28 protein-coding genes, 2 tRNA genes and 1 pseudogene are annotated in these 25875 nt (G+C 35.1%); 26 read left to right on the top strand and 5 right to left on the bottom strand.

Going from position 1 to position 25875, the window contains the following annotated elements:
- Positions 1 to 34 precede the first annotated feature (34 nt).
- Entirely contained in the window at positions 35 to 2227 is a 2193-nt protein-coding gene (locus tag CP370_RS00595; protein WP_004897657.1) for an LTA synthase family protein, read from the bottom strand.
- Between the two features lie 159 nt (positions 2228 to 2386).
- Between CP370_RS00595 and CP370_RS00590 the strand changes: the two genes are divergently transcribed.
- From CP370_RS00590 to CP370_RS00560, 7 genes and pseudogenes are all read left to right on the top strand, one after another.
- The gene (locus CP370_RS00590) at positions 2387 to 2989 is read left to right on the top strand and encodes a VanZ family protein (RefSeq protein ID WP_087712846.1); all 603 of its coding nucleotides are present in this window, start codon (positions 2387 to 2389) and stop codon (positions 2987 to 2989) included.
- Between the two features lie 83 nt (positions 2990 to 3072).
- Positions 3073 to 4416 (top strand): glucose-6-phosphate isomerase, encoded by a 1344-nt coding sequence (locus CP370_RS00585; RefSeq protein WP_004897655.1) that lies wholly within the window; start codon positions 3073 to 3075, stop codon positions 4414 to 4416.
- Between the two features lie 150 nt (positions 4417 to 4566).
- Positions 4567 to 5898 (top strand): annotated as a pseudogene (locus CP370_RS00580) (MFS transporter).
- On the top strand, positions 5891 to 6331 hold the full coding sequence (locus CP370_RS00575) for a hypothetical protein (RefSeq protein ID WP_087712847.1): 441 nt from the start codon (positions 5891 to 5893) through the stop codon (positions 6329 to 6331). The pseudogene CP370_RS00580 and the gene CP370_RS00575 overlap by 8 nt, the downstream one beginning before the upstream one ends.
- A gap of 152 nt (positions 6332 to 6483) precedes the next feature.
- Positions 6484 to 6555 (top strand) — tRNA-Glu (locus tag CP370_RS00570).
- Between the two features lie 5 nt (positions 6556 to 6560).
- A tRNA-Gln gene (locus CP370_RS00565) sits at positions 6561 to 6633 on the top strand.
- Positions 6634 to 6690: 57 nt separating this feature from the next.
- Positions 6691 to 7710, top strand: coding sequence for a serine hydrolase (locus tag CP370_RS00560; RefSeq protein WP_087712848.1), 1020 nt, complete (start codon positions 6691 to 6693; stop codon positions 7708 to 7710).
- 37 nt (positions 7711 to 7747) lie between these two features.
- Here the strand turns inward: CP370_RS00560 and CP370_RS00555 are convergent, their stop codons facing one another.
- Positions 7748 to 9100, bottom strand: a complete 1353-nt coding sequence (locus tag CP370_RS00555; protein ID WP_087712849.1) for a Mur ligase family protein — start codon at positions 9098 to 9100, stop codon at positions 7748 to 7750.
- Positions 9101 to 9259: 159 nt separating this feature from the next.
- On the opposite strand from CP370_RS00555, the gene CP370_RS00550 reads away from it, so the two are divergent.
- From CP370_RS00550 to CP370_RS00460, 19 genes are all read left to right on the top strand, one after another.
- On the top strand, positions 9260 to 9859 hold the full coding sequence (locus tag CP370_RS00550; RefSeq protein ID WP_061400771.1) for a thymidine kinase: 600 nt from the start codon (positions 9260 to 9262) through the stop codon (positions 9857 to 9859).
- Between the two features lie 31 nt (positions 9860 to 9890).
- Positions 9891 to 10979, top strand: a complete 1089-nt coding sequence (prfA, locus tag CP370_RS00545; RefSeq protein ID WP_087712850.1) for a peptide chain release factor 1 — start codon at positions 9891 to 9893, stop codon at positions 10977 to 10979.
- On the top strand, positions 10972 to 11814 hold the full coding sequence (gene prmC / locus CP370_RS00540; RefSeq protein ID WP_087712851.1) for a peptide chain release factor N(5)-glutamine methyltransferase: 843 nt from the start codon (positions 10972 to 10974) through the stop codon (positions 11812 to 11814). The genes prfA and prmC overlap by 8 nt, the downstream gene beginning before the upstream one ends.
- On the top strand, positions 11814 to 12806 hold the full coding sequence (locus CP370_RS00535; protein ID WP_087712852.1) for an L-threonylcarbamoyladenylate synthase: 993 nt from the start codon (positions 11814 to 11816) through the stop codon (positions 12804 to 12806). Before prmC ends, CP370_RS00535 begins: the two co-directional genes overlap by 1 nt.
- A 113-nt stretch (positions 12807 to 12919) precedes the next feature.
- Positions 12920 to 13549, top strand: a complete 630-nt coding sequence (gene upp / locus CP370_RS00530) for a uracil phosphoribosyltransferase (protein ID WP_004894147.1) — start codon at positions 12920 to 12922, stop codon at positions 13547 to 13549.
- A 91-nt stretch (positions 13550 to 13640) separates the two neighbouring features.
- The gene (atpB, locus tag CP370_RS00525; protein WP_004894150.1) at positions 13641 to 14357 is read left to right on the top strand and encodes a F0F1 ATP synthase subunit A; all 717 of its coding nucleotides are present in this window, start codon (positions 13641 to 13643) and stop codon (positions 14355 to 14357) included.
- Between the two features lie 18 nt (positions 14358 to 14375).
- Positions 14376 to 14588: a F0F1 ATP synthase subunit C gene (gene atpE, locus CP370_RS00520; protein WP_004894153.1), complete on the top strand. Its 213-nt coding sequence runs from the start codon at positions 14376 to 14378 to the stop codon at positions 14586 to 14588.
- Between the two features lie 49 nt (positions 14589 to 14637).
- Positions 14638 to 15138: a F0F1 ATP synthase subunit B gene (gene atpF / locus CP370_RS00515; RefSeq protein ID WP_004894154.1), complete on the top strand. Its 501-nt coding sequence runs from the start codon at positions 14638 to 14640 to the stop codon at positions 15136 to 15138.
- Positions 15138 to 15686: a F0F1 ATP synthase subunit delta gene (locus CP370_RS00510; protein ID WP_012846388.1), complete on the top strand. Its 549-nt coding sequence runs from the start codon at positions 15138 to 15140 to the stop codon at positions 15684 to 15686. The genes atpF and CP370_RS00510 overlap by 1 nt, the downstream gene beginning before the upstream one ends.
- 14 nt (positions 15687 to 15700) lie before the next feature.
- Positions 15701 to 17212, top strand: a complete 1512-nt coding sequence (atpA, locus tag CP370_RS00505) for a F0F1 ATP synthase subunit alpha (RefSeq protein WP_004897610.1) — start codon at positions 15701 to 15703, stop codon at positions 17210 to 17212.
- 17 nt (positions 17213 to 17229) lie between these two features.
- The gene (locus CP370_RS00500; RefSeq protein WP_004894163.1) at positions 17230 to 18186 is read left to right on the top strand and encodes a F0F1 ATP synthase subunit gamma; all 957 of its coding nucleotides are present in this window, start codon (positions 17230 to 17232) and stop codon (positions 18184 to 18186) included.
- Positions 18187 to 18208: 22 nt separating this feature from the next.
- Complete coding sequence (gene atpD / locus CP370_RS00495; RefSeq protein WP_012846387.1) at positions 18209 to 19651, top strand: F0F1 ATP synthase subunit beta; 1443 nt, start codon at positions 18209 to 18211, stop codon at positions 19649 to 19651.
- 11 nt (positions 19652 to 19662) lie between these two features.
- Positions 19663 to 20103: a F0F1 ATP synthase subunit epsilon gene (locus CP370_RS00490; RefSeq protein ID WP_004897606.1), complete on the top strand. Its 441-nt coding sequence runs from the start codon at positions 19663 to 19665 to the stop codon at positions 20101 to 20103.
- A gap of 50 nt (positions 20104 to 20153) precedes the next feature.
- Positions 20154 to 20387: a DUF1146 family protein gene (locus tag CP370_RS00485; RefSeq protein WP_012846386.1), complete on the top strand. Its 234-nt coding sequence runs from the start codon at positions 20154 to 20156 to the stop codon at positions 20385 to 20387.
- Between the two features lie 107 nt (positions 20388 to 20494).
- Positions 20495 to 21484: a rod shape-determining protein gene (locus CP370_RS00480; protein WP_004894172.1), complete on the top strand. Its 990-nt coding sequence runs from the start codon at positions 20495 to 20497 to the stop codon at positions 21482 to 21484.
- 2 nt (positions 21485 to 21486) lie between these two features.
- Entirely contained in the window at positions 21487 to 21672 is a 186-nt protein-coding gene (locus tag CP370_RS00475) for a DNA-directed RNA polymerase subunit beta (protein WP_004894174.1), read from the top strand.
- Between the two features lies 1 nt (position 21673).
- Positions 21674 to 21967 (top strand): membrane protein insertion efficiency factor YidD, encoded by a 294-nt coding sequence (yidD, locus tag CP370_RS00470; RefSeq protein WP_012846385.1) that lies wholly within the window; start codon positions 21674 to 21676, stop codon positions 21965 to 21967.
- Positions 21968 to 21977: 10 nt separating this feature from the next.
- Positions 21978 to 22205 carry a DUF2969 domain-containing protein gene (locus tag CP370_RS00465; RefSeq protein ID WP_004894179.1) on the top strand — a complete coding sequence of 76 codons (228 nt, stop codon included), beginning with the start codon at positions 21978 to 21980 and terminating at the stop codon, positions 22203 to 22205.
- Positions 22206 to 22223: 18 nt separating this feature from the next.
- Complete coding sequence (locus tag CP370_RS00460) at positions 22224 to 23420, top strand: FtsW/RodA/SpoVE family cell cycle protein (RefSeq protein ID WP_087712853.1); 1197 nt, start codon at positions 22224 to 22226, stop codon at positions 23418 to 23420.
- 48 nt (positions 23421 to 23468) lie between these two features.
- Here the strand turns inward: CP370_RS00460 and CP370_RS00455 are convergent, their stop codons facing one another.
- From CP370_RS00455 to CP370_RS00445, 3 genes are all read right to left on the bottom strand, one after another.
- Positions 23469 to 23948, bottom strand: a complete 480-nt coding sequence (locus CP370_RS00455; protein ID WP_004897600.1) for a universal stress protein — start codon at positions 23946 to 23948, stop codon at positions 23469 to 23471.
- A 60-nt stretch (positions 23949 to 24008) separates the two neighbouring features.
- Positions 24009 to 24293: a hypothetical protein gene (locus CP370_RS00450; protein WP_011161826.1), complete on the bottom strand. Its 285-nt coding sequence runs from the start codon at positions 24291 to 24293 to the stop codon at positions 24009 to 24011.
- A 284-nt stretch (positions 24294 to 24577) separates the two neighbouring features.
- Entirely contained in the window at positions 24578 to 25873 is a 1296-nt protein-coding gene (locus CP370_RS00445) for a replication-associated recombination protein A (protein ID WP_087712854.1), read from the bottom strand.
- Between the last annotated feature and the right edge of the window lie 2 nt (positions 25874 to 25875).

Below are 25875 nucleotides of genomic sequence, written 5' to 3'. Positions count from 1 at the left end.
GGTAGTACTTAAAAATATAAGTACTACCCTTTTTCTATTTATCGAGATTATCTTTTCCTGGAGAACTGTTTTGATTATTTTTATTTTTTTCACTTGTAGCTGATTGAATATTCTCAGGAATATTATTGATTTCATCCTTATCAATTTCTGAAGCATCAGTTGTATAGAGCTCAGTAGTTGTCCCCTTGTGCTGAGAATAAAGAGAAGTAGATTTGTTACCTAATTCTTTTCTTAATTGCAACATTTTTTGATAGTTAATTTTGTAGTCGAATTCGTTCGGATTAGTTGGAATAAAGCCAGCTGGAGTGTAGAACCGTAGCAGATTATGATTATTTAACAAATCGGAATAGTGAAGAGAGGTGCGTCCATACTCAACTAATTTAGCAATTTCAGCTTTTTGCTTTTTATTAAATTTAGTGATCTTTTCCCCAGTTTGATGATTGTAAATTGTTCCCTTAATACCTTTACCGCCAATAATTATATATTTCGGAGTAACAATAGTACCGTTTCTAAACACAATTACTTGTCGATATTGTTTGGAGAATAAATCCTGACCAAATTGAATATAATTTTTATTTGAAATTCCTAAAAGATGAAGTAACGTTGGGAGAACATCAATTTCACCGCTGAGCTTGTTATCAATTATCCCCTTAATTCCATTCATATGGATCATGAAAGGAACTTTTTGAAGTTCTGTTGTGTCATAAGATGTCCATTTACTAAAATCTTTACCTAATACTGGTGCAAGAGCAGATAATTCATCATCTGAACTACCAACACCATAATGGTCTCCATAAAGGATAACCATCGTATTTTTATCAAGGCCACTCTTTTTTAGATAATCAAAGAATTCTTTAACTGATTGGTCAAGATAATGCGCTGTTTCAAAGTAATTATTGATGGTTGTATTTGAAGTATTTGTAGTAGTAAAGTTATTATCTTTATCTTCTTGATCAAGTTGAAATGGAATATGATTAGTAACAGTCAAATACTTAACATAGAATGGTTGCTGAATCTGTTCAAGATACTTAATACTTTCACTAAACAATAGCTTATCTTTTAGGCCATACCCGATTTTGTCGTTCTTTTTTTGAGAGAAATAATTTGCATCGAAGAAATAGTTATATCCTAAATTTTTATATACTTCATTTCGATTCCAAAAAGTTCCTGTATTACCGTGAAAAACAGCCGAAGTATATCCAGTCTGACGAAGAATTTGAGGTGCACCTTGGAAAGTATTTTCAGATCCTAATGATGAAAATAGGGAACCATCTGAAATGCCGTATGTGCCAGTTTCAAGCATATTTTCTGCATCACTGGTTCGTCCCAAGCCTACTTGATGATAAAAGTTACTAAAGCTAACGGTGTCTTTATTATGATAGAGTGAGTTAAGAAATGGAGTAACTTCTTGTCCATTAACTTTTAATCCAATTAGAAATTGTTGAAAACTTTCTAGATGTAGGACAATGACATTTTTCCCCTTGGCTTTACCAAAATATTCCGGATTTGCTTTTGCATAATGCTTTTTAGTAAAGTCGAGTACTTGATTAATATCTTCTGCATTAGCATTTTTCTTAACTTGGTTTGATTGTGCACTTTTTAAGAGATCATATACTGAATAAGTATCAAGCCCAAGATATTTAACTACGTAAGAGCGATCGAATGTATTTCTTAATAATCGTGGACGTGAGGTTTCAGCTAAAAACATATTTAAAGTTAACATGAAAACGCCAAATGATGAGACAGCAAATGGACGTTTAAATCCATACTTACGTGGATCAATTTTGATAACTTTAATAATCAATAAGATAATGATAATTATGAGATCCAGCCAAAGAAAAATATCGCTGGGATGCAGTAAAGCAACCGTACTCTTTCCTAGTCCCTGTGATACTTTTCCGGTATTTTGAATAGTTTTACTAGTTAAAAAGTCTGAAAACTGACGATAATAAATGACATTTGCAAAAAGCAAAATCGTATTTATTGTGTCTAAAACTAGCATTGCAATATAAGAGACTAATGGCTTAGAGAAATAGAGCCCTAAACTAAGAATAATAATGCATGTGCCTAAAGGCGTTAACCAGACGATGAAGTGCTGGTATGGGTCACTTAAGCCAAGCTTAAAGTCAAAGTAAGCCGCATACATATATTTTGCCCAAAAACAAAGTGTTAGGATTGTTAAGAAACCAATTCTAGTTTGCCAGAAATTACGTTTTGTTTTATTCACGCTTCACTACTCCTTTTAATAAGGAATATTTTACTGGTAATTTCAAAAAACGACAAACTTTTGTTAAAGGTTTGCGATTTTTTAATATTTTGAAAAAAATCATCTTTCATGGAGATCTTTACGTTATAATTAAGCCAAAATTACGGAGTCGGTTAGGTTATGCTTTTTTTACAACCCTTATATGAATATGTTTTTCACCATTATGCAGCGCATATTAATCACTTTGCCTTAATTAAGTTGATTTTGTATAGCTTAGATAAGACACTTTTTTACTTTATTATTTTTGTAATTATTCGATTGTGCTGGCTACTATTGGTGAGACATAGAAGAACCTTAAAGTCAGAAGCTTGTGTATGGGTTTTTAGTTTTTATATCATTTTGCTCTTAATGCTGACAGTATTTAGAGATACATATTTTCCATGGCAGTTGACATTTAACTTCCATCGTAGTCTAAACGATATAAACTTAGTATTTATGAAAGAAACGCTGAAATTGACTCATGGTCAGAGTTTACTTGACTTTTTTTATAATTCGCTTGGAAATGTTTTATGGTTCATCCCGTTTGGTTTCTTATTTCCTACAGTTATTCAGAAAGAAAGTATGGTGGGAACCATTTTGGCTGGGGGATGTTTATCCGTAATTATTGAATCTTTGCAATTTGTTTTAGAAACTGGTGTAAGCGATATAGATGACGTATTTTTTAATGTTTGCGGGACTATAATTGGATTTATATTATATCGAATTATTTATAGATTCTTATAAGAAAAAACTCTAGTTTTATGAAGAAGTAACTGCTAAAATAAAGTTTGTATGTGAAAAAGTTACAAAAAAAGGAAGTTTAAATAATGAGTAAAGTTGTTCACTTTGATGCAAGTAAATTAACTCCTTTTGTTCATGAAAATGAATTAAAGGAAATGCAAGCAATGGTAACTGCTGCAGATCAAGAATTACGCGAAGGTACTGGCGCAGGTAGTGACTTCCGTGGTTGGATTGATTTGCCAATTAATTATGATAAAGACGAATTTGATCGTATTAAAAAAGCAGCTAAAAAGATTCAAAATGATTCAGAAGTTTTAGTTGGTATTGGTATTGGTGGCTCATACCTTGGTGCCCAAGCTTCAATTGAGTTCTTAAATAGCTCTTTCTACGGTAGAGAAAAAGAAAAGTACCCAACTGTAGTATTTTGTGGTAATTCTCTTTCAGGTTCATACCTTTACGATTTGCTTGAATGGTTAGGAGATAAGGACTTTTCAATTAATATTATTTCTAAGTCTGGTACTACTACTGAACCTTCAATTGCTTTCCGTGTATTGAAGGATAAGTTAATCAAGAAATATGGTAAAGAAGAAGCTGCTAAGAGAATTTACGCAACTACTGACCGTGCTAAGGGTGCTTTGAAGACTGAAGCAGATGCAGAAGGTTACGAAGAATTCGTAGTTCCAGATGATATTGGTGGTCGTTTCTCAGTATTGTCAGCTGTTGGTTTGCTTCCAATTGCCGTAGCTGGTGGTGACATCGATGCTATGATGAAGGGTGCTGCAGATGCACGTGCTGCTTACACTGATCCAGATGTTTTAAAGGACAGTCCTTATCAATATGCAGCAATGCGTAATATCCTTTACCGTAAAGGTTACACTACTGAATTACTTGAAAACTATGAACCATCATTAAGAATGTTTGGTGAATGGTGGAAGCAATTAATGGGTGAATCAGAAGGTAAAGATCAAAAAGGTATTTACCCATCTAGTGCTAACTTCACTACTGATCTTCACTCACTTGGTCAATACATCCAAGAAGGTCGTCGTAACTTAATGGAAACAGTTATTCGTGTTGAACACCCAACACATGATGTAACTATTCCTGACGATAAGGAAAACCTAGATCAATTAAACTTCTTATCAGGTAAAACTATGAATTACGTAAATGATCGTGCTTACGAAGGTGTAGTTCTAGCTCATACTGATGGTGGTGTACCAGTTATGACTGTTGATATTGAAAATCAAACAGCTCATACTTTAGGTTACTTAATCTACTGGTTTGAATTAGCTGTAGGTATCTCAGGCTACTTAAATGGTATTAACCCATTTAACCAACCAGGTGTTGAAAGTTACAAGAGAAACATGTTTGGTCTTTTAAACAAACCTGGTTATGAAGACTTACATGATGATTTAACTAAACGCTTAAAATAAATCTACTTAGCATATTTTTATAGTATGCAGATCGAATATAGCTAGATAATAGTTAAAAAAGGGTAGAGGCTAATTGCCTCCACTCTTTTTTATTGGAGAAAAAATAAAAAAAAGACAGAAAATACATTGGCTGTCCTAGCAACAGCGTTCATGTCTTTTGTTGGAATTTTAACTGAAACAAGTTTAAATGTAATTTTTCCTGCGATGATGAAACAATTTAACGTATCCTTAGATACAATTCAGTGGACTACAACTGGATATCTATTGATGATTGCAATAATTATGATTAGTTCTTCTTATCAAAATGAGCGTTTTACTGCTAAGCAATTGTTTGTAACAGCTGCAATTGCATTTATGGTTGGAAGTATTATTTCAGCATTTGCATTAAACTTTTATATTTTATTGTTAGGGCGTCTGAGGTGTGGGTCTCTGTACACCAATGATGTTTAATTTGATTGTAGAAGTAATGCCGAGAGATGAATGGGGCCTATATATGGGAATTGCTGGTTTGGTAGTAGCAATGGCTCTGACTCTCGGTCCAGCTTTTGGGGAAAGCATTTCTTATTACCTTAATTGGCGGTGGATTTTTATAATTGCTACAATTTTCGCACTATTAGTTTTTATTACTGAAATTTTCGTGATTGAAAGCTACCATCTAGTAAAAAAAGAAATCTTTTAATTGGCTGGCTTACGCAATTTTAAGTGCAGGGATAAATCAATTGAGTAAGGGACTGAAAAATTGGTGTCTATGGGTTTTATTAGTATTAGCCACAATTTTATTCATCATATTTGTCAGAATTTCTAAACGTTCTACTAGTAAGCTACTTGACTTATCAGTTTTTGAAGATAGGGCATTTATTTTTGGAGCATGTGCTTATTTTTTGCTTCAGTTTATTAATATTGGAGTAAGTTTTGTCTTACCTAACTATATCTAAATCGTTAATAAACAAACATCTTTAATTGGGGGACTCGTTTTACTTCCAGGCAGTATTGTTGCTGGACTCCTGAATCCCTATTTTGGTTGACTATATGACCGCCTAGGAGCAAAAGTGCCATTATATGGTGGCGCGTTTTTAATGACGCTAGGGAGCTTTTTATTAGCTAATTGGGGCTTAAGCTTAACCACATGGATGATTATTTGTTTTTATGAAATTTTGATGTTAGGACATCGTATGTCCTTTAGCAATACGATGGCGCAAAGTTTAAAAATAGTCTATAAAAATTTGAAAGCAGATGCAACAGCTGTTTGTCAAACAGCACAACAATTAGCTGGTTCAATGGGGACTGCAGTTTCGGCTGCAATTATAGCAGTGTTTCAAAATAAGCAAACAGAGAGTTATGCTACTTTAACTGCTCAAGGAAGTCGAATCGCATTCTATTTCACTTTTGGTCTTGGAATTTTGATTTTAGTGTGATTGGTTTATGTTTCAACTAGATAAAGAAAAACCTACAAGAGAAGAAAGTGTAACTAAAGATGAATAATAATTTTTTAGCTATGGAAAAGACCATACACGATTTTGCTCAAGAGCTTTATTTTAGAAATGAAGCTGCAACGGATTTATTGGAAAAGGATGAACAAAAAGATTTATTACATTTTGATAGAAGCGGTGTTGAAGAATTACAAGAGATTGCTGGTATTTTGAAAGATTTTTGTCAGCCACAAGTTCGAGCTGTTTTAGAAGTTAGTGAAGATGCAAATAAAACTGACTTAGATCAGAAGTTATTGCAAAATCAATCCCATCAGTTACTTCAAAATTACGCTAACTTAGAAAAGTTAGTTGCTTATGCGGAGAAACAAGCAGAACAAAAAAATAAGAAATTGAGTAAGCAATGGGTGGAGTTAAAAGAAAATCTAGCTAAAATGAATATTAATCAAATAGAAGATATTGAGAAAACTACAAAAAGTATGTCATAAAGAGTGAAAATAAGTGATATAATTGAAAAGCTGCATCATGGTGAGTAAGACGTGATGCAGCTTTTTTTTCACTTTAAATTACTTTTCAAAGAAAAATGGCAATGTAACTTGACAGATTTACAATATTCAATTATATTTACATATGTTGAATTTGCCCGTTGGTCAAATGGTTAAGACGCCACCCTCTCAAGGTGGAGTTACGAGTTCAATTCTCGTACGGGTGATATACTGAGATATAGCCAAATTGGTAAGGCACAGGATTCTGGTTCCTGGATGTTTCGGTTCGAGCCCGAATATCTCAATACGTTACCGTCAGATCACTGATCTGGCGGTTTTATTTTATAATCCAGGTGGTAAGGATGATAGAATTTTTTAAGACTCAACATTTAGTTGAAAGTATGGTTAGTGAGCGGATTATTCCTGGAGTAAATTATGCTTTTATTAAAAAAAAGCAAGTATTTACCTCAACAGTTGGCTTTGCTAGTTTGATACCTAAAGTTGAGCAACTTAGTCCTTTTGCTCTGTATGACTTAGCTAGTTTAACTAAGGTGTTAGGAACAACTAATGTTTTTTTGAAGCTGAAAGAAGAAGGAAAACTTAATTTTACAGAACCTCTTAAAGATTTTATTCCTGAATTTAAAGATGAACGTATTCGCCTTAGTGATTTGTTAACCCATACTAGTGGAATTCGGGGATGGATTCCTAATCGTGATGAATTAGCTGCACCCGATTTATTGAAGGCGATTATAGGCTTACCTGTGACTGATGAATTTAAAACCAAAATGCGATATGCCGATACTAATTTTATTTTATTGGGATTAGTTCTTGAGAAAATCTATGGGCTACCTGTGCAAGATATCATTATGCAGGAGATTATTTTACCTGCCAAATTGAAAGAGACAACTTTTCATCCTAAGGCGAATGAGTGCGTTCCTACCGCTTTAACTGAAAGTGGAAAAATGTTACGAGGTATTGTGCATGATCCTAAAGCTCGCGTACTAGGAAAGGATTGTGGCTCTGCAGGCTTGTTTGCAAATCTGGAGGATTTAATAAAGATAACCCAAGCTTATTTAGGACTGCGTGATGATGCCTTACCTCTAGAGCAGGCTACACTAGCTAATTTGTTTCAAGTTGAAACGCCTAAGAAAGTACATCCTCGTTCTTGGGGATGGGATTTACGGTTTGATCCTGTTGACCAACACCCATTGATTTACCATACTGGCTTTACTGGAACATTTATGCTAATTGATCGGCTTAATCAAACCGCAATGATTGTTTTAACAAATCGAATCCATCCGAGCGGACATAATCATATTTTTCTTGCAATGAGGGAAAAGATTGTTGATACGTTTTTGAAAGAAAATGTCTATAAAAATTAAAAAGGGATAATGTCAATTGACATTATCCCTTTTTATATTACATACCTGCTTTAATAATTTTCTTTTCACCCATTGTTTTACGAAGTGAAAGCATAGCAGTATAAGTAGCTAAAATATAAACTTTCTTAGTTGGTAATTTTGAAATTTCATCTAATAAAGCTTCATTATTAGTGGCAGTTGTCATTAAACCCGGATCGAAGCCGGAAACTTCTAGTCTAAATCCCATATCATGCCAACGTTTTCCACCGACTATTACTTTTTTGATTTGATCTTTATTTAATCCTTCGTAATCTGCATCCCAGATCCAGGATGTATCGATTCCGTCTGCGTGATTTGCATTTAAAAGAGTAACTAAAGAGTAGTTATCTTTTTCAGTATTTAACATATGGAGAACTTCATCAAGTCCAACTGGATTTTTAACTAAGATGAGATCTATTTCTTTATCTGCATAATTAATCAATTCTTGGCGACCAAAGATTCGTTTGTTTTCAGCAAAACTTTGGGCTACTTCTTCTTCACTTAAACCAAATTCACGCGCTACAGAATAAGCAGCTAGAGCATTATATATATTGTAGGTACCACCGATACCAATGCTGTACTCTTTTTCACCCATTTTGAAATTTAAGCTATTTGGAGTTTGATCAATAATTTGATTTACACTATAGGTTAATTCTGGACGATGGTAGCCACAATTAGGGCAGAAATAGTCTCCTAAGTTTGCATAAATACGTTCGTGATAATGCAAGATATGATCACACTTAGGACATAAAACACCGTCAGTATTTACGGGAGCCTTGAAGTCATTTTCAGGTTTGTCTTCGGGAAGTTTGAAACCATAGAATACTTTTTTATTAGGTAATTCCACGGATGAAAAAATACTTGCATCCCCGTTAGCGATAATAGTTGCATCGGGAGCTAGTTTAATTCCATCGATAATCTTTTGGTAGGTAGTATAAATTTCACCATATCTATCCATCTGATCGCGAAAAATATTAGTTAAAACAAATACGCTTGGATGCAGTAACTCGGTTACCATTTTTACATTTGCTTCATCTACTTCTAGCACAGCAATTTTCTTTTTTGCTCTTTTATTCTTGTGAGCTAAAAATGCTGTAACAATTCCTTGTTGCATATTTGAGCCTGATGGATTAGTTAAAATATCACCATATTTCTTCTTTAATGCTTCCACGATTAAAGCAGTTGTCATTGTTTTACCATTAGTTCCAGTAACAATGATTGTCTCATAGCCTTTTGCTAATGAATTTAATACTTTAGGATCAATTTTCATGGCAAATTTCCCAGGAAAACTCGTCCCGCCCTTTAATACGTTATGAAGAAACCAGTAAGATGATTTACCAGCTACCTTAGCGATGCCTGATTTTAAATTCATATTATTATCCCTCACTTTAAAACTAAATTTTACTATAGCATATAGATAAAATGAAGACGACCTTTTTTATTTTTACCTGCACGATTTTTAAATTTACTTTATACTAATTAAGATAATACTAGTGAAGTTACATAAACTTAACAATGGAGGAATTTTGCAGTGGCCCAGTTGTTTTTTCGCTATGGTGCAATGAGTAGTGGTAAGTCGATTGAAATACTGAAGGTTGCCCATAATTATGAGGCACAAGGACGAAAAATTGCTTTAATGACGAGTAATGTAGACGATAGAAGTGGAGTAGGAACAGTAGCTTCTAGAATCGGTTTACATCGTAAAGCTGTGCCTATAAGTGAAGATTTAAATTTATTTAATTATGTTTCAGAATTGAATAAAAGTGATGTGGAGTCTGGCAATGGTAGGGTGGCTTGTGTTTTAATTGACGAGGCACAGTTTTTAAAAAGACACCACGTATTAGAATGTGCCAAAATTGTTGATGAATTAAAAATTCCTGTAATGGCATTTGGTCTGAAAAATGATTTTCAAAATCATTTATTTGAAGGTAGCGAAAATTTGTTGATTTTTGCTGATAAAGTAGAAGAAATGAAGACAATTTGTCACTATTGCGGTCATAAGGCTACAATGAATTTACGAATTAATTCTGGAAAACCTGTTTATGAGGGTGAACAAGTTCAAATTGGCGGAGATGAATCTTACTATCCCGTTTGTCGTTTTCACTATTTTCATCCCAATAAGCAAAGATAAAAGATAAAAGAATTAAGAAAGGATAATAATTATGGATAAAGTGATGGCTCAATTGGAAGGATTAGTTGCCCATTATGAAGAACTTCAAGAAATGATGGCTGATCCCGAAGTTATTAACGATACTAAGCGGTATATGGAAATCTCTAAAGAAGAAGCCGATATGCGTGAAGTAGTACAAAAATATCGTAAATATAAGTCAGATATTAAAGAAATTGATGATAATAAAGAAATTATTTCTACTGAATCTGATAATGACTTAGTTGAGATGGCGAAGGAAGAAAATTCTGAATTAGAAAAAGAAGTTGCTGAATTAGAAGATGAGATTAAGATCTTAATGCTTCCTAAAGACCCTAACGATGATAAAGATATTATTATGGAAATTAGAGGAGCTGCCGGTGGGGATGAAGCATCATTATTTGCAGGCGATCTTCTTAGGATGTACGAAAAATACGCAGAAACTCAAGGTTGGAAAGTATCTTTAATTGATTCTGATCCGACTGAAGTAGGTGGGTATAAGCGCGTTGCTGTTATGATCACAGGTGATAAAGTTTACTCAAAATTAAAGTATGAAAACGGAGCTCATCGTGTGCAACGTGTTCCAGTAACTGAATCTCAAGGCCGTGTTCACACTTCTACTGCGACTGTAGCCGTTATGCCCGAATACGAACAAGTAGACATCGACTTGGATCCAAAAGATATTCGTGTAGATGTTTACCGTTCATCTGGTGCTGGTGGACAGCATATTAACAAAACTTCTAGTGCCGTACGTATGACCCACCTTCCTACTGGTATTGTAGTTGCTATGCAGGATCAACGTAGTCAACAACAAAATCGTGAAAAGGCTATGCAAATTTTGAAATCACGTGTTTATGACTACTATGAAAGTCAAAATCGTGATCAATATGATGCTAAAAGAAAAGAATCTGTTGGTACAGGAGATCGGTCTGAAAGAATTAGAACCTATAACTATCCTCAAAACCGTGTAACTGATCACAGAATTGGTCTAACTTTAAACAAGCTTGATCGAATAATGAACGGCGAGTTGGATGAAATTATTAATTCACTCGTTCTTTACTACCAAACTCAGCAATTAGAAAAGATGGCTGAAGAAAATGCCTAAAAGTCTAAAAAAAATAAAAGAAACTGTGTTAAATGATAATTCTGAAATTCGTCCAGAGGATATTGATTACGTTCTAGGAGAAAGATTAGGCTATACACCTTCAGAATTTGAATTACACATTAATGATGAATTAACTCCGGAACAAGAAAAACAAGCATTAAAAGATATGAAAAAATTGCGTAGAGGAATTTCTCCGCAATATATTTTGGGATACGCTTGGTTTTATGGCTACAAAATTTTAGTTAACCGTGGAGTTTTAATTCCTCGGTTTGAAACTGAAGAGTTAGTTAAATGGGCACTTGAAAATATTGAATCTGGTAAAAAGATCCTTGATTTAGGAACTGGTTCTGGAGCTATTATGGTTGCCTTAGTAAAGCAAGCTCAGAAACAGGGAATTCAGAACTTGAATCTATACGCAAGTGATATTACAGATTCCGCTTTGCGTGAAAGCGAAGAAAATTTCTTAAAGTATGATTTAGATGTTAAAACCCGTAAGGCAAATGTATTAGTGGGCTTAGAAAAATTTGACATGATTATTTCTAATCCTCCTTACATTAAGATGAGCGAAAAGAATTTAATGGATGAAAATGTTATAAAAAACGAACCTGATACTGCCTTATATGGTGGAGAAGATGGTCTAGATTTTTATCGTAAGTTTGCAAAGCAAGTTCAGTCACATTTAAATCCTCAAGGACAATTTTTCTTAGAGTTCGGTTTTAGTGAAAAAGAGCAATTAAAAGAATTATTTGAGACTGAATTACCGGATTTTGAAATTGAATTTAGGGATGACTTAGCAGGTAAGCCAAGAATGGTTCATGGAAGGTGGAAGAAGTAATGGAAACGAAGATTTTCAATAAAGAACAAATTTCTGAAGCAGTTGCCTTGTTGAGAAAAGGAGAATTAGTAGCTTTTCCAACTGAAACCGTATATGGGCTTGGGGCATTAGCAACTAATGAAAAGGCTGTTAAGAGTGTATATGCAGCTAAAGGCCGCCCAAGTGATAATCCATTAATTGTAACTGTGTCTGATGAAGAGATGATGGAAAAATATGTTAATGAAGTGCCAGAACGTGCTAAAAAGCTAATTAAGCACTTTTGGCCTGGTCCATTAACTATTCTTCTTTTTGTCAAAGAAGGCACTTTACCAGATGCTGTAACTGGCGGGCTTCCAACCGCAGCATTTCGCTGTCCGAATGATGATATGACCCATGATTTAATTAGTGAACTGGGTAAGCCTATTGTTGGGCCCTCCGCTAATACTTCCACTAAGCCTAGTCCAACAACTGCAGAACATGTTTTTCATGATTTAAAGGGAAAAATAGCCGGGATTATTGATAATGGTCCAACCGAAATTGGTTTAGAGTCAACAATTGTTGATTTGTCCGTTGAAAAGCCAACGGTACTTCGTCCTGGTGAAATTACGCCCGAAGAGATTTCAGCGGTTCTAGGAGAAGAAGTTTTGATGAATAGGGGAACTACGCAGACTAAGGGTGTGCCAAAAGCTCCTGGTATGAAATATCGTCATTACGCTCCTAGTGCTCCTGTTTTAATTGTTGATAAAGAAGAAGACTTTTCGAAAATCCAATGGGATGATGAGACTGGTGTAGCTGCTTTGGATGAAGTTCTTGAAAAGATCGATAGTCCTAATAAATATAGTTTAGGTAAGACCATTGATAAGGCAGCCCATAATTTGTTTGGTGCTTTAAGATATTTTGATGATGAAAATAAGATTAAGCGCATTTATGTCCAAGGTTTTGACCATGGTGCAATTAGTGCTGCTTATATGAATCGTTTAAACAAAGCTGCTGCTGGCCACCATTTTCATTAAAAATAAAAAGGCATGTAGAAAAACATGCCTTTTTTCGTATGATTTAGGAAACATTTATCTAATAATTTGTTAAAATAATGGACGAAGTATTATTTTTAAAATAGGAGGCCATTATGGGTAAGTTTACCGTTTTGAATCACCCGTTGATCCAACATAAGTTGACAATTATTCGTAAGAAAGACACAGGTACAAATGAATTTCGTCAAATTGTTGGTGAAATCGGTGGACTCATGGTGTATGAAATGACACGCGATTTGCCATTGAAGAATGTTGAGATTGAAACTCCAATTGGAAAGTCAACTCAAAAAGAATTAGCAGGTAAGAAACTAGTTATAGTACCAATTTTACGTGCTGGTCTTGGAATGGTTGATGGTGTTCTTCAAATGATCCCATCTGCAAAAGTAGGACATATCGGAATGTATCGTGATGAAGAAACTCTAAAGCCACATGAATATTTCTTCAAGATGCCACCAGATATTGAAGAACGTGAATGTATTATTGTTGATCCAATGCTTGCAACAGGTGGTTCAGCAAATATGGCTATTGAAGCATTAAAGAAGCGTGGTGCTAAGAATATTCGTTTAGCTGTTCTAGTAGCTGCTCCTGAAGGTGTGAAGACTGTACAAGAAGCAAATCCAGATGTAGACATCTATGCAGCAGCAGAAGATGAAAAATTAATGGATAACGGTTACATCTACCCAGGTCTAGGGGATGCAGGAGATAGATTGTTCGGAACTAAGTAATTTTACTCAAAAATATTTTGAAATTGAAATTTTTGGGTGTTATCATTTTTAGTGTGTTTGAGGTATTCAGCACAAGAAGGGAGGTCACGAAGTGAATGAGAAATCTGTAGTCGTTAATGTATTCGGCTTAAATTTCAATGTAACTAACTGCTTAGGGGGAACGTTAGTCGCAATTGCGGTTTTCTTTCTTGTTTGGTATTTAGGACGTAATGTTTCTTTAAAACCTAATAAAAAGCAAAATCTTTTGGAATATATGATTGATTTTACAAATGGGATTGTTAAGGACAACGTTGCTGACGTAGATGCACAAAAGCACCTATCTCTATATGCCTTTACCCTATTCATGTTTATTTTCTTTATGAACCAGTTAGGTTTGTTCTTTGAGTTTTCAATTAATGACCATATCCTTGTCAAATCACCAACAGCTAACCCATTAATTACTATGACCATGGCAATGATGACATTGCTTTTGTCTTATAACTTTGGTGTTCAGAGGTTTGGTGCTAAAGGTTATTTTGCAAATTATGCAAAACCAGTTGGATTTTTACTTCCAATCAATATTATTGAGGAATTCACTAATTTCTTGACGTTATCACTACGTCTTTACGGTAATATTTATGCCGGTGAAGTATTATTAACTTTAATCGGTAATCGTTTTGCAAAGAGTGCGGGTTGGTTTACCGTCATCGCTTCGGTTCCACTAACTTTAATCTGGCAAGGCTTCTCTGTCTTTATTGGCTCTATCCAGGCATATGTATTCGTAACTTTGTCAATGGTATATATTGGGAAAAAGGTTACTGAAGAATAATTTTACGGAGGTTTTTCTATGAAATATTTAGCTGCCGCAATTGCCGCTGGTTTAGCTGCTTTGGCTGCTTCCTACGGTAACGGAAAAGTTATTTCAAAAACTATTGAAGGTATGGCAAGACAACCTGAATCTGCTAACAACCTTAGAGCAACTATGTTTATTGGTGTTGGTTTGATCGAAGCTGTTCCTATCTTAGCTATCGTTATTGGTTTCTTAATTCTCTTCCTGTAATTTGCGTTTTAAGAACAAGATCGTAATTACGAGAAAGAAGGGTTGAGACATGCAATTTATGTTTGCAGCCTTAAAATTAGAGTTAGGTGACACGCTTTACTATCTTTTGATCTTTGCAGCTTTGCTCCTCTTAGTTAAGCACTTTGCTTGGGGCCCTGTAACAAAGATGATGGAAGAACGTCGTCAAAAGGTAATAAGCGACCTTGATCAAGCAGAAAGTGATCGAAAGAAAGCTGAATTGCTTGCTAATCAACGTGAAGCTGCCTTGAAAGACTCTAAACAAGAGGCAACACAAATTCTTTCTACTGCAAAAAGCAATGCGGAAAAGACTAAGAATAATATTATTAGCCAAGCTGATCAAGAAGCTGCCGCAATTAGAAAGAGAGCATCAGAAGATGCTGCCCAAGCAAAAACTGATGCACTCAATGAAGCAAGAGATCAAGTAGCTGACATTTCTGTTGCTATTGCTGAAAAAGTAATTAGCAAGAATTTATCTGCTGCTGATCAGAAAGACTTGGTAGATCAATTTATCAAGGGGCTGAATGACTAATGGCTTTAAGTAGAGAAGAAATTGCTTCCAGATACAGTAAAGCTTTATTTGCTTATGCACAGGATGCTAATAGTCTGGATGCAGTACATGAAGATATGAATGTATTGCTTCAAGTAGCTAAAGCAAATCCTGATATGTTGCGTTTGTTAAGCGATCCCATTATTCGAAAGGATCAAAAAGAGGAATTCTTATCAAGTTTTAGTGATAAGTTTTCAGTTGAAACTAAGAATTTTTTGGATTTCTTATTAGAATATCGCAGATTTGAATCCTTAACTGCAATTATTGAGGCGTTTAATACTCTTTATGATGAGTATAAGAATATTGCTTCTGGTACTGCAGTAAGTGCTATTAAGCTTAATGAAGATGAATTAAGTCGAATAAGCCAAGCCTATGCTAAGAAGTATGGCTTTAAAGAATTGATTCTAACAAATAAAGTTGATCAAAGTATCTTAGGAGGTATTATCCTCAAAGTCGGGGATCGCATTATTGATGGTTCTATAAGAACTCGATTGCAACAAATTCGTGAGCAATTAATTGAAAATAGATAAAAGAGGTGAAACCATTGAGCATTAAAGCGGAAGAAATTAGCGCTTTGATCAAGCAACAACTTGAGAAATATGATGATAAGCTCAACGTCAACGAAGTTGGTACTGTTACCTACGTCGGTGACGGTATCGCCCGTGCTCACGGTCTAAATAACGTATTATCAAGTGAATTATTACAATTTTCTAATGGTTCATACGGTATTGCGCAAAACCTAGAAGCCAATGATGTTGGTATCATCATCTTAGGTCGCTTTGACGATATTCGTGAAGGTGATCAAGTTAAGCGTACTGGTCGAATTATGGAAGTTCCTGTTGGCGATCAATTAATTGGTCGTGTTGTGAACCCATTAGGACAACCAGTAGATGGTTTAGGTGAGATTAAGACTGATAAGACTAGACCTATTGAAAGTAAAGCTCCTGGAGTTATGGATAGACAATCCGTTAATCAGCCTTTACAAACTGGTATTAAAGCTATCGATGCTTTAGTTCCAATTGGTCGTGGACAGCGTGAATTAATTATTGGTGACCGTAAGACAGGTAAAACTGCTCTTGCACTAGATACAATCATTAATCAAAAGGGCCAAGATGTTATTTGTATTTACGTTGCCATTGGTCAAAAGGAATCAACAGTTAAAAACTCTGTTGAAACTTTAAAACGATTTGGTGCTATGGACTACACTATTGTAGTAGAAGCTGGTCCTAGTGAACCCGCACCAATGCTTTATATCGCTCCATATGCAGGAACTGCAATGGGTGAAGAGTTTATGTACAATGGTAAGGATGTATTAATCGTATTTGATGACTTGAGTAAGCAAGCCGTTGCATACCGTGAAATTTCCTTACTTCTTCGTCGTCCACCTGGTCGTGAAGCTTATCCAGGTGATGTTTTCTACTTACACTCTCGTTTACTAGAACGTAGTGCTAAGTTGAATAAGAAACTTGGTGGCGGTTCAATGACTGCCTTACCATTTATTCAAACCCAAGCTGGGGATATTTCAGCTTATATTCCAACTAACGTTATTTCCATTACTGATGGACAGATTTTCTTGGAAGCTGATCTATTCTTTGCTGGTACACGTCCTGCCATTAATGCCGGTGAATCAGTTTCCCGTGTTGGTGGTAGTGCACAGATCAAGGCTATGAAAAAGGTTGCAGGTACATTACGTGTGGACTTGGCATCATATAGAGAGCTTGAAAGCTTTGCTCAATTTGGTAGTGATCTTGATCAAGCTACTCAAGCCAAGTTAAATCGTGGACGTCGTACTGTTGAAGTATTAAAGCAGCCACTACATAAGCCACTTCCTGTTGAAGATGAAGTATTAATTCTTTATGCTTTGACACATGGCTTTTTGGATGCAATTCCTGTACCTGATATTCAACGTTATGAACTTGAATTATATGATTACTTTGCAAGTAACTATAACGACTTACTTGATGTAATCCGCACTACAGGAGATTTACCTGAGGAAGATAAGCTTAATGAAGCTTTAAAGAACTTCAACGAAGGTTTTTCAATCAGTAAGAAATAGAAGAGGAGGTTTTTTCATTGGCAGAATCTCTCCTTGAACTGAAAAAAAAGATTGCTTCAATTCAGAAAACAGGTCAAATAACTGAAGCTATGAGAATGGTTTCAGGTGTTAAATTGAATAGAACTGAAAAACTTGATCAAGAATATACTATTTATAACGATAAAGTTAGAGCAACCGTTTCTCATCTGATGAGTTCACAAATTGTGAATCAATTAGGTAAAGAGACAAATGAATACAGTGAATTTGGCGGTCAATCTAATATTGATTATAGTAGTTTCTTCGATTTAGGTACTTTAGCATCTTTAGTTCAACCTCGTAAAGAAATTAAATCGACTGGTTACTTAGTAATTAGTGGAGATAGAGGTTTAGTTGGTTCTTATAACAGTCAAGTTATTAAGAATATGATGAGTATCTTTAAGGATGCTGATGCCCAAAATAAAGATGTTAAAATTTTGGCAGTTGGTAGCGTTGCCGCACAATTCTTTAAGAAGCAAAATCTTAATGTGGTATATGAATATAGTGGTGTAAGCGATGTCCCAACTTACAATGAAGTTAGAGATATTGTTCAAACCGCTGTAAAGATGTACTTAAATGGGGTTTATGATGAACTTTTTGTTTGTTATACTCACCACGTAAATACGTTGACTTCTGCTTTTAGAGTAGAAAGCATGTTACCAATTTCTGATATTGATATTAATCATAAAGAAACAATGCCAAAAGACTACATTATTGAGCCGGATATTGATTCAGTATTGAAGACAGTTTTACCTCAATTTGCTAAATCAATGATCTTTGGAGCTATTTTGGATGCTAAAACTGCTGAGCATGCAAGTTCAATGACAGCGATGCAGAGTGCATCTCAAAATGCAGATGATGTTGTTTCTGGTTTGAAGACTAAATTGAATCGAGCAAGACAGGCACAAATTACTACCGAAATTACTGAAATTATCGGTGGTGCAAATGCCTTAGAATAAAATAGAAAAGGAGGTAGATGTTTTGAGTAAAGGCGAAATTGTCCAAGTTATTGGACCTGTCGTTGACGTGGAATTCCCACTAGATAAAGATTTACCTGATATTAATAACGCCTTACGTGTCACAAACAGCAATGGTGATACTCTTGTTCTTGAAGTTACACTAGAACTTGGTGACGGTGTTTTAAGAACTATCTCAATGGAATCTACCGACGGTTTAAGACGTGGTATGGAAGTTGAAGACACAGGTGCTCCAATTTCTGTTCCTGTTGGTAAAGACACTTTAGGACGTGTCTTTAACGTATTAGGTGATCCAATTGATGGTGGTCCTGCTCTAGGTAAAGATGTAAAACGTGAAGGTATTCATAAAGAAGCACCTAAGTACGATGAACTAAGCACAAGTGAAGAAATTCTAGAAACTGGTATTAAAGTTATTGACTTACTTGAACCATATGTTCGTGGTGGTAAGGTTGGTCTATTCGGTGGTGCCGGTGTTGGTAAGACAACTATTATTCAGGAACTGATTCATAATATTGCCCAAGAACACGGTGGTATTTCTGTATTTACTGGTGTTGGTGAAAGAACACGTGAAGGTAACGACCTTTACTTTGAAATGAAGGCATCTGGCGTTTTATCTAAAACTGCTATGGTCTTTGGTCAGATGAATGAGCCACCTGGTGCCAGAATGCGTGTTGCATTAACTGGTTTGACTATTGCGGAATACTTCCGTGATGTTGAAGGTTTGGACGTATTATTATTTATTGATAATATTTTCCGTTTCACTCAGGCAGGTTCTGAAGTTTCTGCTTTACTTGGTCGTATGCCAAGTGCCGTTGGTTACCAACCAACTTTGGCAACTGAAATGGGTCAATTGCAAGAACGGATTACTTCTACTAAGAAGGGATCTATTACTTCAATTCAAGCCGTTTATGTGCCAGCTGATGACTATACTGACCCAGCTCCTGCAACTACATTCGCTCACTTAGATGCTACTACTAACCTAGAACGTCGTTTGGTTGAACAAGGTATTTACCCAGCTGTTGATCCACTTGAATCAACTTCTAGTGCCTTAGATCCAGAAATTGTTGGTGAAGAACACTATGAAGTAGCTGTTAAGGTTCAACATATTTTGCAACGTTACCAAGAATTGCAAGATATTATTTCTGTTTTAGGTATGGATGAATTATCAGATGATGAGAAGTTAATTGTTGAACGAGCAAGAAAGATTCAATTCTTCCTTTCACAAAACTTCTTTGTTGCTGAACAATTTACTGGTATTCCAGGTTCATATGTACCAATCAAGGAAACAATTAAAGGCTTCAAGATGATCATTGATGGTAAATTGGATGATCTTCCGGAAGATGCTTTCCGTAACGTTGGTCCAATTGAGGATGTTATTAAGCAAGCTGAAAAGATGGGAGTTACTCCTAAAAATCCTGAAGCAAAAGCAATGTTAGAAGCAAAGTAGGGTGATGCGTTATGGCGGATCCAGAAAAAATTATAAAAGTTAGCGTTGTAACACCTGATGGTATTGTCTATTCGCATAATGCTACGATGGTAGCAATGCGCGCAATTGATGGAGATCGTGCAATTATGTATGATCACCTTCCAATTGTTACTCCTTTAGCTATTGGTGAAGTTCGGGTAAAAAGAACGCATGAAATGAATGATCGTATTGACCATATTGCTGTTAATGGGGGCTATATTGAATTTTCAAATAATGAAGCAACCATTATTGCGGACAGTGCTGAACGTGCTCGCAATATTGATGTTAAGCGTGCACAATCAGCTAAGAAGCGGGCTGAACAACATATGCAAGAAGCTAAGGAGAAGCACAACGAAAGAGAAATGCTAGAAGCTGAAATTGCCTTACGTCGTGCAGTTAATAGATTACATGTACGTGAAAATTACGGTAAATAGAAATGAGAAAGACGAACGATGAGTTCGTCTTTTTTTATGGAGAAAATTATATGATGAAACAAGTAGGAGTTCATGCAATTGTCAGTCTAATCACATATTTAGTGACGATTGCATTTTCGTTCAGAGCAGTGAGAGGCCTAAGAGTGGATCAGTTATTTAAGAAGGGACACACATTTGAAATTCAAGTATTTTTACTATTTGTGTCGATTGCCTTAGGTTTTATAGTTGGACAATTTATTTTGGCATTAGTGGATCAATCCTTAGCATTAAAAATGCTTTTTTAATGATTTTTATAAGAAATGCTTTTGAAAAGCACTTCTTTACACTTGTCCTTAAAGTAAAGCGGTATTTATGTTACAATTTTTAATGATTAAATACTGGAGGCACTAGCGTGGCAAGAGATATAGGAATTGACTTAGGAACTGCAAATGTTCTAATAAATGTATCCGGCAAAGGTATCGTTTTAAATGAACCTTCTGTTGTTGCTGTAGATACTGATAAAGATAAAGTTGTCGCAGTCGGTACTGAGGCATATAAAATGGTAGGGCGTACACCAGGTAATATTAGAGTAATTAGACCATTGAAAAATGGTGTAATTGCAGATTTTGATATTACAGAAGAAATGCTTAGCTACTTTATTGAAAAATTAAACGTAAAAGGTTTTATGTCTAAACCTAATATTCTAATCTGTGCTCCTACTGGAGTTACTTCAATTGAGCAAAAAGCTATTATTCAAGCTGCTGAGAAATCAGGTGGAGGCCGAGTATATCTAGACTTTGAACCTAAAGTAGCAGCTGTGGGAGCAGGACTAGATATTTTTAGACCACAAGGAAATATGGTTATTGATATTGGTGGTGGTACTACTGATATTGCTGTCTTGTCAATGGGAGAAATCGTAACTTCCCGCTCACTTCGTTGGGCCGGGGATAAAATGAATCAGGCCATTGCCAGCTATATTAAACGTAGTAAGAATCTTTTAGTAGGACAACACACTGCTGAGCAAATTAAGATTCAACTTGGGACCGCTTTTGAAGCTGATCCAACTAAGACGATGACTGTTCGTGGTCGTGATATGGTTGACGGATTGCCAAAGCAAGTTACAATTAACGAGCTAGAAGTTCAAAAGGCTCTTGAAGATGGTTTAATGTCAATTGTGGCTGCAACTAAAGAAGTTTTGGAGCAAACTCCACCTGAATTGTCTGCTGACATTATCGATCGTGGTATTATGTTAACAGGTGGTGGAGCCTTACTAAAGAATATTGATAAATTAATTACTTATTATCTCCAAGTTCCAGTTTTAAAAGCTGATGAACCATTAGAAGCTGTTGCAAATGGAACAGGTGTGTTGCTTAAAAATATTGAGAATCATCAGAGACACTAATTATGAAGAGAGCAAGTTTTAATTTTTCATTAGTAAATAAACATTTAAAAAAATTGGGAAAGATTATTTTATACTTGTTTGCAACCATGCTCCTTGGAGCTTTTATTGGATGTGGTGTTGCAAGTGGCAATCCTTTTGCAATTTTCTTTCCTACAACATGGATTCATTTTTTTGAGTTTTTAAGTTAAAATGAATAAATTGTTAATTAGGTTAGTAAATGTTTATAAGAAATTTATTTCTCCAATTTTGCCACCAACATGTAGGTATTATCCTACTTGTTCAAGCTATATGATTGATGCTTTAAAAAAGCATGGAGCAATTTTAGGCTTAATAATGGGACTAGCGCGGATATTACGCTGTAATCCTTTTATTAAGGGAGGAGTAGATCCAGTACCGGATTATTTTACCCTGCGTCGTAATCCTCATCCTGAACGATATGAAGATGAAATTATTGCGCAGGCATTTCATTCGAATAAAAAGTAGGAGAATATATATGTCTAGAAAATTGGAAAGTATTGATATTGAAGTTAATGAAAGAAAAGGCACTTCAGCACCTACCTGGGAAGTTGTTATTCCTGGTAAACGTTCTATTGGAATTATTGAACAAGAAGAAGAACGCTACCATGTAGTATCTTCTAAAACAAATCACAGTCTCTATTCCAAGACTTTAGAAAGTGCTATTAATGAATTACTTTCATACTTTACTTTGCATGAGAAATAAACAAAGTAGGGATATACAATGACAAAAGTTGAAAATAAAGCAGATTGGTATGATCGCATCGCATGGGGTGTAGTAGTTCCAGTCTTTTTATTAGCCGTCATCAGTCTATACGGTATTTGGGTTGCAACTGTGAATGATCCTAAAATGGGGAGCCCAGTAAAAGCAGTTATTACTCAAGCAGTTTGGTATCTGGTATCAATTGCACTGGTGATTTTTGTAATGCAATTTGATGCAGAACAACTTTTTAAAATTGCTCCAATTGCTTATGGGATTGGAATAATTTTATTAATTGCAGTTTTATTCTTGTATAACCGGCAAGTATTTGCCGATACTGGTGCGAAGAGTTGGTTTAAATTAGGACCATTAACTTTTCAACCGTCTGAAATTATGAAACCTGCCTTTATCTTAATGTTAGCAAGAGTAGTAGAGCGGCATAATGAACAGTATGCCCATACTTTTAAAACAGACTGGCTTTTGATTGGTAAAATATCTGCATGGTTAATTCCAGTCGCAGTTTTGTTAAAGCTACAAAATGACTTCGGTACCATGCTTGTGTTCTTTGCAATTGTTGGTGGGGTAATTTTAGTTTCAGGAATTACTTGGAAAATTATCATCCCAGTATATGGTGTTGTGTTTATTATTGGTGCAGCAGCAATCTTACTGGTTACTACCCCCGGTGGACAAGCATTTTTAGGAAGTGCATTTAACTTTAGGGCCTACCAGTTTCAAAGAATTAACTCTTGGTTGAATCCATCTCAAGATACTTCTTCAGGTGCTTATCAATTGTGGCAAAGTATGAAGGCGATTGGATCAGGTCAAATTTGGGGACATGGTTTTGGTAAAGTCAGTGTTTATGTTCCTGTTAGAACTTCTGATATGGTTTTCTCAGTTATTGGTGAATCATTAGGTTTCGTAGGATCTTGTGCTTTGATTTTGATTTATTTCTATTTAATTTTTCAAATGGTCAAAATTACTTTTGAAACAAAGAATGCATTTTATTCTTATATTTCTACGGGAATTATCATGATGATTTTATTTCACGTTTTTGAAAATATCGGAATGGGAATTGATCTTTTACCATTGACTGGTATCCCACTACCATTTGTATCTCAAGGGGGATCAGCCTTATTAGGAAATATGATTGGAATTGGCTTGATTCTATCGATGAAGTGGCACCATAAAGATTATATTTTTAGTACCGCTGGAGACTTTTAAAAGTATAAAAAAATACCTCATCATTTTTGATGAGGTATTTTTTTGCTCTTAATTTTTTCTATTTTTCTTAATATCTTCGTTTTGTGCAGCTGGTTGACGAATTACAAGAACATCACAAGCTGCAGTACGGGTAACATACTCCGTAATACTACCAATTAGTAATCTTTCTACGGCATTTAAACCAGTAGCACCTAAAATTATTAAATCGATATTGTGTTCTTCTGGAAATTCATGAGCAATGATATTCTTTGGAGAACCAAATTCAATTGAATAGTGAACATCTTTAACTCCAGCATCTTTAGCCCGGTTATAATATTCTTCAATTTTGGTTTTTGCCTCTTCAGATACTTGTTCAACCATTGCTGAATCAAAGCTAGAAACATCTTGAAATGCACGAGTATCTACTACGTGTAAAATTTCAAGAGTAGCACCGTTTCTTTTGGCTACTTCAACAGCTTTGCTAAATGCAACGTCAGCTTCTTTTGAACCATCTACGGCAACTTGGATATGTTGGTATTGTTTTAACATGTTGATCACCTCTTCATCAATATTTTACCAAAATTTTATTTAAATAGAATAATAATAAAACTATTCATTTAAATTCATGAAAGTAAATGAAAAGATGGAAAGCGCCATTGCAGCAATAATTAAGGTAATGAAATTAAATATTTTAGGTAAGGTAAATAAAATAATAATCCCAATAAAACCAGTTAAAATTAACACTAAACTAGTAATTGAGAACAGCATATTAATTTTTTTATTTCCGATAAAAGTGAAAATAATGAATTGTCCTTTATTTTTACTTCTAATTAAATACCAAGCTGTAATAAACACTAATAAAATAAAAATTAGCATTAGAACTTTTAATACCACTTATTAAACCTCACTTAATAAAAAAAGCGGCTTACGCCGCTTCCTTGAATTTCAATAAAATCTGAGTTGACTGCAACATAATGACGCTTGTTGAACCCGCAGTGTTCAAAATTTGAATCTATGTCGCAGTGAATATGGATCCTAGGACAAGCTAGTATTCCGATTCAGATGTTATTCATAAATTCCAACGTCTTTAGTTTGATCGGTCAACTTTGTAATTAGGTTGATCAACTCAGATCACTATCTATTCTAGCAAAGATATGATCAATGTCAATAAATTAGATTTACTTTTGCAGTCCATCTTTTTGCATTTTTTTTAGGCGCAGATATTGTCTTTTTAATGCATCTTCAACTTTAGAATTACCCTTCGGATTAAAGTAGGAGACATTTTTTAGGTTGTTAGGTAAGTATTGCTGGGCAATCCAATCGCCTTGAAAGTCATGGGGATAAAGATAAGAAACACCATGATTTAAGGTAGCCGCTCCCTTGTAGTGTGCGTCCTTTAGACTATCAGGGATAGGATCATTCTGCTTATTTTGAATGTCACTTATTGCTGAATCAATTGCAGTAATTGCACTATTACTTTTGGGCGATAGGCAGAGTTCAATGACAGTATTTGACAAAATAATTCGCGCTTCTGGTAGACCTACCATTTGAGCGGCTTGTACTGCATTAACTGCACGACTGCAGGCTGGGGGATTAGCGAGTCCAATATCTTCATAGGCAATTACCAATAATCGTCTACAGATTGCTACTAAATCACCAGATTCGCAGAGATTCCCTAGATAATAAAGTGCTGCATCAGTATCCGAACCTCGAATTGATTTTTGAAATGCAGATAATAAATCATAGTGGCCATCACTAGTTGCATCATAGTTTTGATATTTAAATTGGATGGAATCTTGCATTTCAGCTTTATCGATTACTAGTTTATTATCAGTGTTCTCCTGTTTTTCTTCTTTTGTCGATAGAACTGCTAATTCTAATGCATTAAGTGTTGCTCTTAAATCACCATTTCCTTTTTCAATGAGAAGATTACGCGCATCTTTTGTTAACTCTACATTGTATTTACCTAATCCTGTTTCGGAATCTTTAAGAGCACGATCAATCGCATGCGAAATGTCCATTTTTTTAAGACGATGTAATTCAAAAATCTGACATCTGGATCGAATAGCAGGAGAGATGGAAATATAGGGATTTTCTGTTGTAGCACCGATTAAAATAATATTCCCTGATTCTAAAAGAGGTAATAGAAAGTCTTGCTTTGTTTTGTCTAAACGATGTATTTCATCTAAAAGTAAGATGACAGTTCCACTCATTTTTCCTTCTTCAGCAACGATTTGAAGATCTTTTTTTGTGTCAGTTGCTGCATTAAGTTTCCTAAATGCATATTTAGTAGAACCTGCGATTGCGCTGGCAATACTAGTTTTTCCAATACCAGGAGGTCCATAAAGAATCATTGAGGATAGAAGTTTAGCTTCGACCATTCGTCTAATTATTTTCTTATTTCCTACTAAATGTTCTTGACCAACAACTTCATCTAAGTTTTTTGGGCGCATACGATAAGCAAGAGGTTGCATAA

The organism is Lactobacillus sp. UMNPBX19, from assembly GCF_002553805.1.
Classification (GTDB): Bacteria; Bacillota; Bacilli; order Lactobacillales; family Lactobacillaceae; genus Lactobacillus.
Note: the sequence above shows the minus strand (reverse complement) of the source record. Positions and strands in the feature narration are given on the sequence as shown.

Coding starts and splice junctions, on each gene's coding strand:
- CP370_RS00590 (WP_087712846.1), top strand. CDS start 2,387: ATGCTTTTTTTACAACCCTTATATGAATATGTTTTTCACCATTATGCA.
- CP370_RS00585 (WP_004897655.1), top strand. CDS start 3,073: ATGAGTAAAGTTGTTCACTTTGATGCAAGTAAATTAACTCCTTTTGTT.
- CP370_RS00575 (WP_087712847.1), top strand. CDS start 5,891: ATGAATAATAATTTTTTAGCTATGGAAAAGACCATACACGATTTTGCT.
- CP370_RS00560 (WP_087712848.1), top strand. CDS start 6,691: ATGATAGAATTTTTTAAGACTCAACATTTAGTTGAAAGTATGGTTAGT.
- CP370_RS00555 (WP_087712849.1), bottom strand. CDS start 9,100: ATGAATTTAAAATCAGGCATCGCTAAGGTAGCTGGTAAATCATCTTAC.
- prfA (WP_087712850.1), top strand. CDS start 9,891: ATGGATAAAGTGATGGCTCAATTGGAAGGATTAGTTGCCCATTATGAA.
- prmC (WP_087712851.1), top strand. CDS start 10,972: ATGCCTAAAAGTCTAAAAAAAATAAAAGAAACTGTGTTAAATGATAAT.
- CP370_RS00535 (WP_087712852.1), top strand. CDS start 11,814: ATGGAAACGAAGATTTTCAATAAAGAACAAATTTCTGAAGCAGTTGCC.
- upp (WP_004894147.1), top strand. CDS start 12,920: ATGGGTAAGTTTACCGTTTTGAATCACCCGTTGATCCAACATAAGTTG.
- atpE (WP_004894153.1), top strand. CDS start 14,376: ATGAAATATTTAGCTGCCGCAATTGCCGCTGGTTTAGCTGCTTTGGCT.
- atpF (WP_004894154.1), top strand. CDS start 14,638: ATGCAATTTATGTTTGCAGCCTTAAAATTAGAGTTAGGTGACACGCTT.
- CP370_RS00510 (WP_012846388.1), top strand. CDS start 15,138: ATGGCTTTAAGTAGAGAAGAAATTGCTTCCAGATACAGTAAAGCTTTA.
- CP370_RS00490 (WP_004897606.1), top strand. CDS start 19,663: ATGGCGGATCCAGAAAAAATTATAAAAGTTAGCGTTGTAACACCTGAT.
- CP370_RS00485 (WP_012846386.1), top strand. CDS start 20,154: ATGATGAAACAAGTAGGAGTTCATGCAATTGTCAGTCTAATCACATAT.
- CP370_RS00475 (WP_004894174.1), top strand. CDS start 21,487: ATGAAGAGAGCAAGTTTTAATTTTTCATTAGTAAATAAACATTTAAAA.
- yidD (WP_012846385.1), top strand. CDS start 21,674: ATGAATAAATTGTTAATTAGGTTAGTAAATGTTTATAAGAAATTTATT.
- CP370_RS00465 (WP_004894179.1), top strand. CDS start 21,978: ATGTCTAGAAAATTGGAAAGTATTGATATTGAAGTTAATGAAAGAAAA.
- CP370_RS00460 (WP_087712853.1), top strand. CDS start 22,224: ATGACAAAAGTTGAAAATAAAGCAGATTGGTATGATCGCATCGCATGG.
- CP370_RS00455 (WP_004897600.1), bottom strand. CDS start 23,948: ATGTTAAAACAATACCAACATATCCAAGTTGCCGTAGATGGTTCAAAA.
- CP370_RS00445 (WP_087712854.1), bottom strand. CDS start 25,873: ATGCAACCTCTTGCTTATCGTATGCGCCCAAAAAACTTAGATGAAGTT.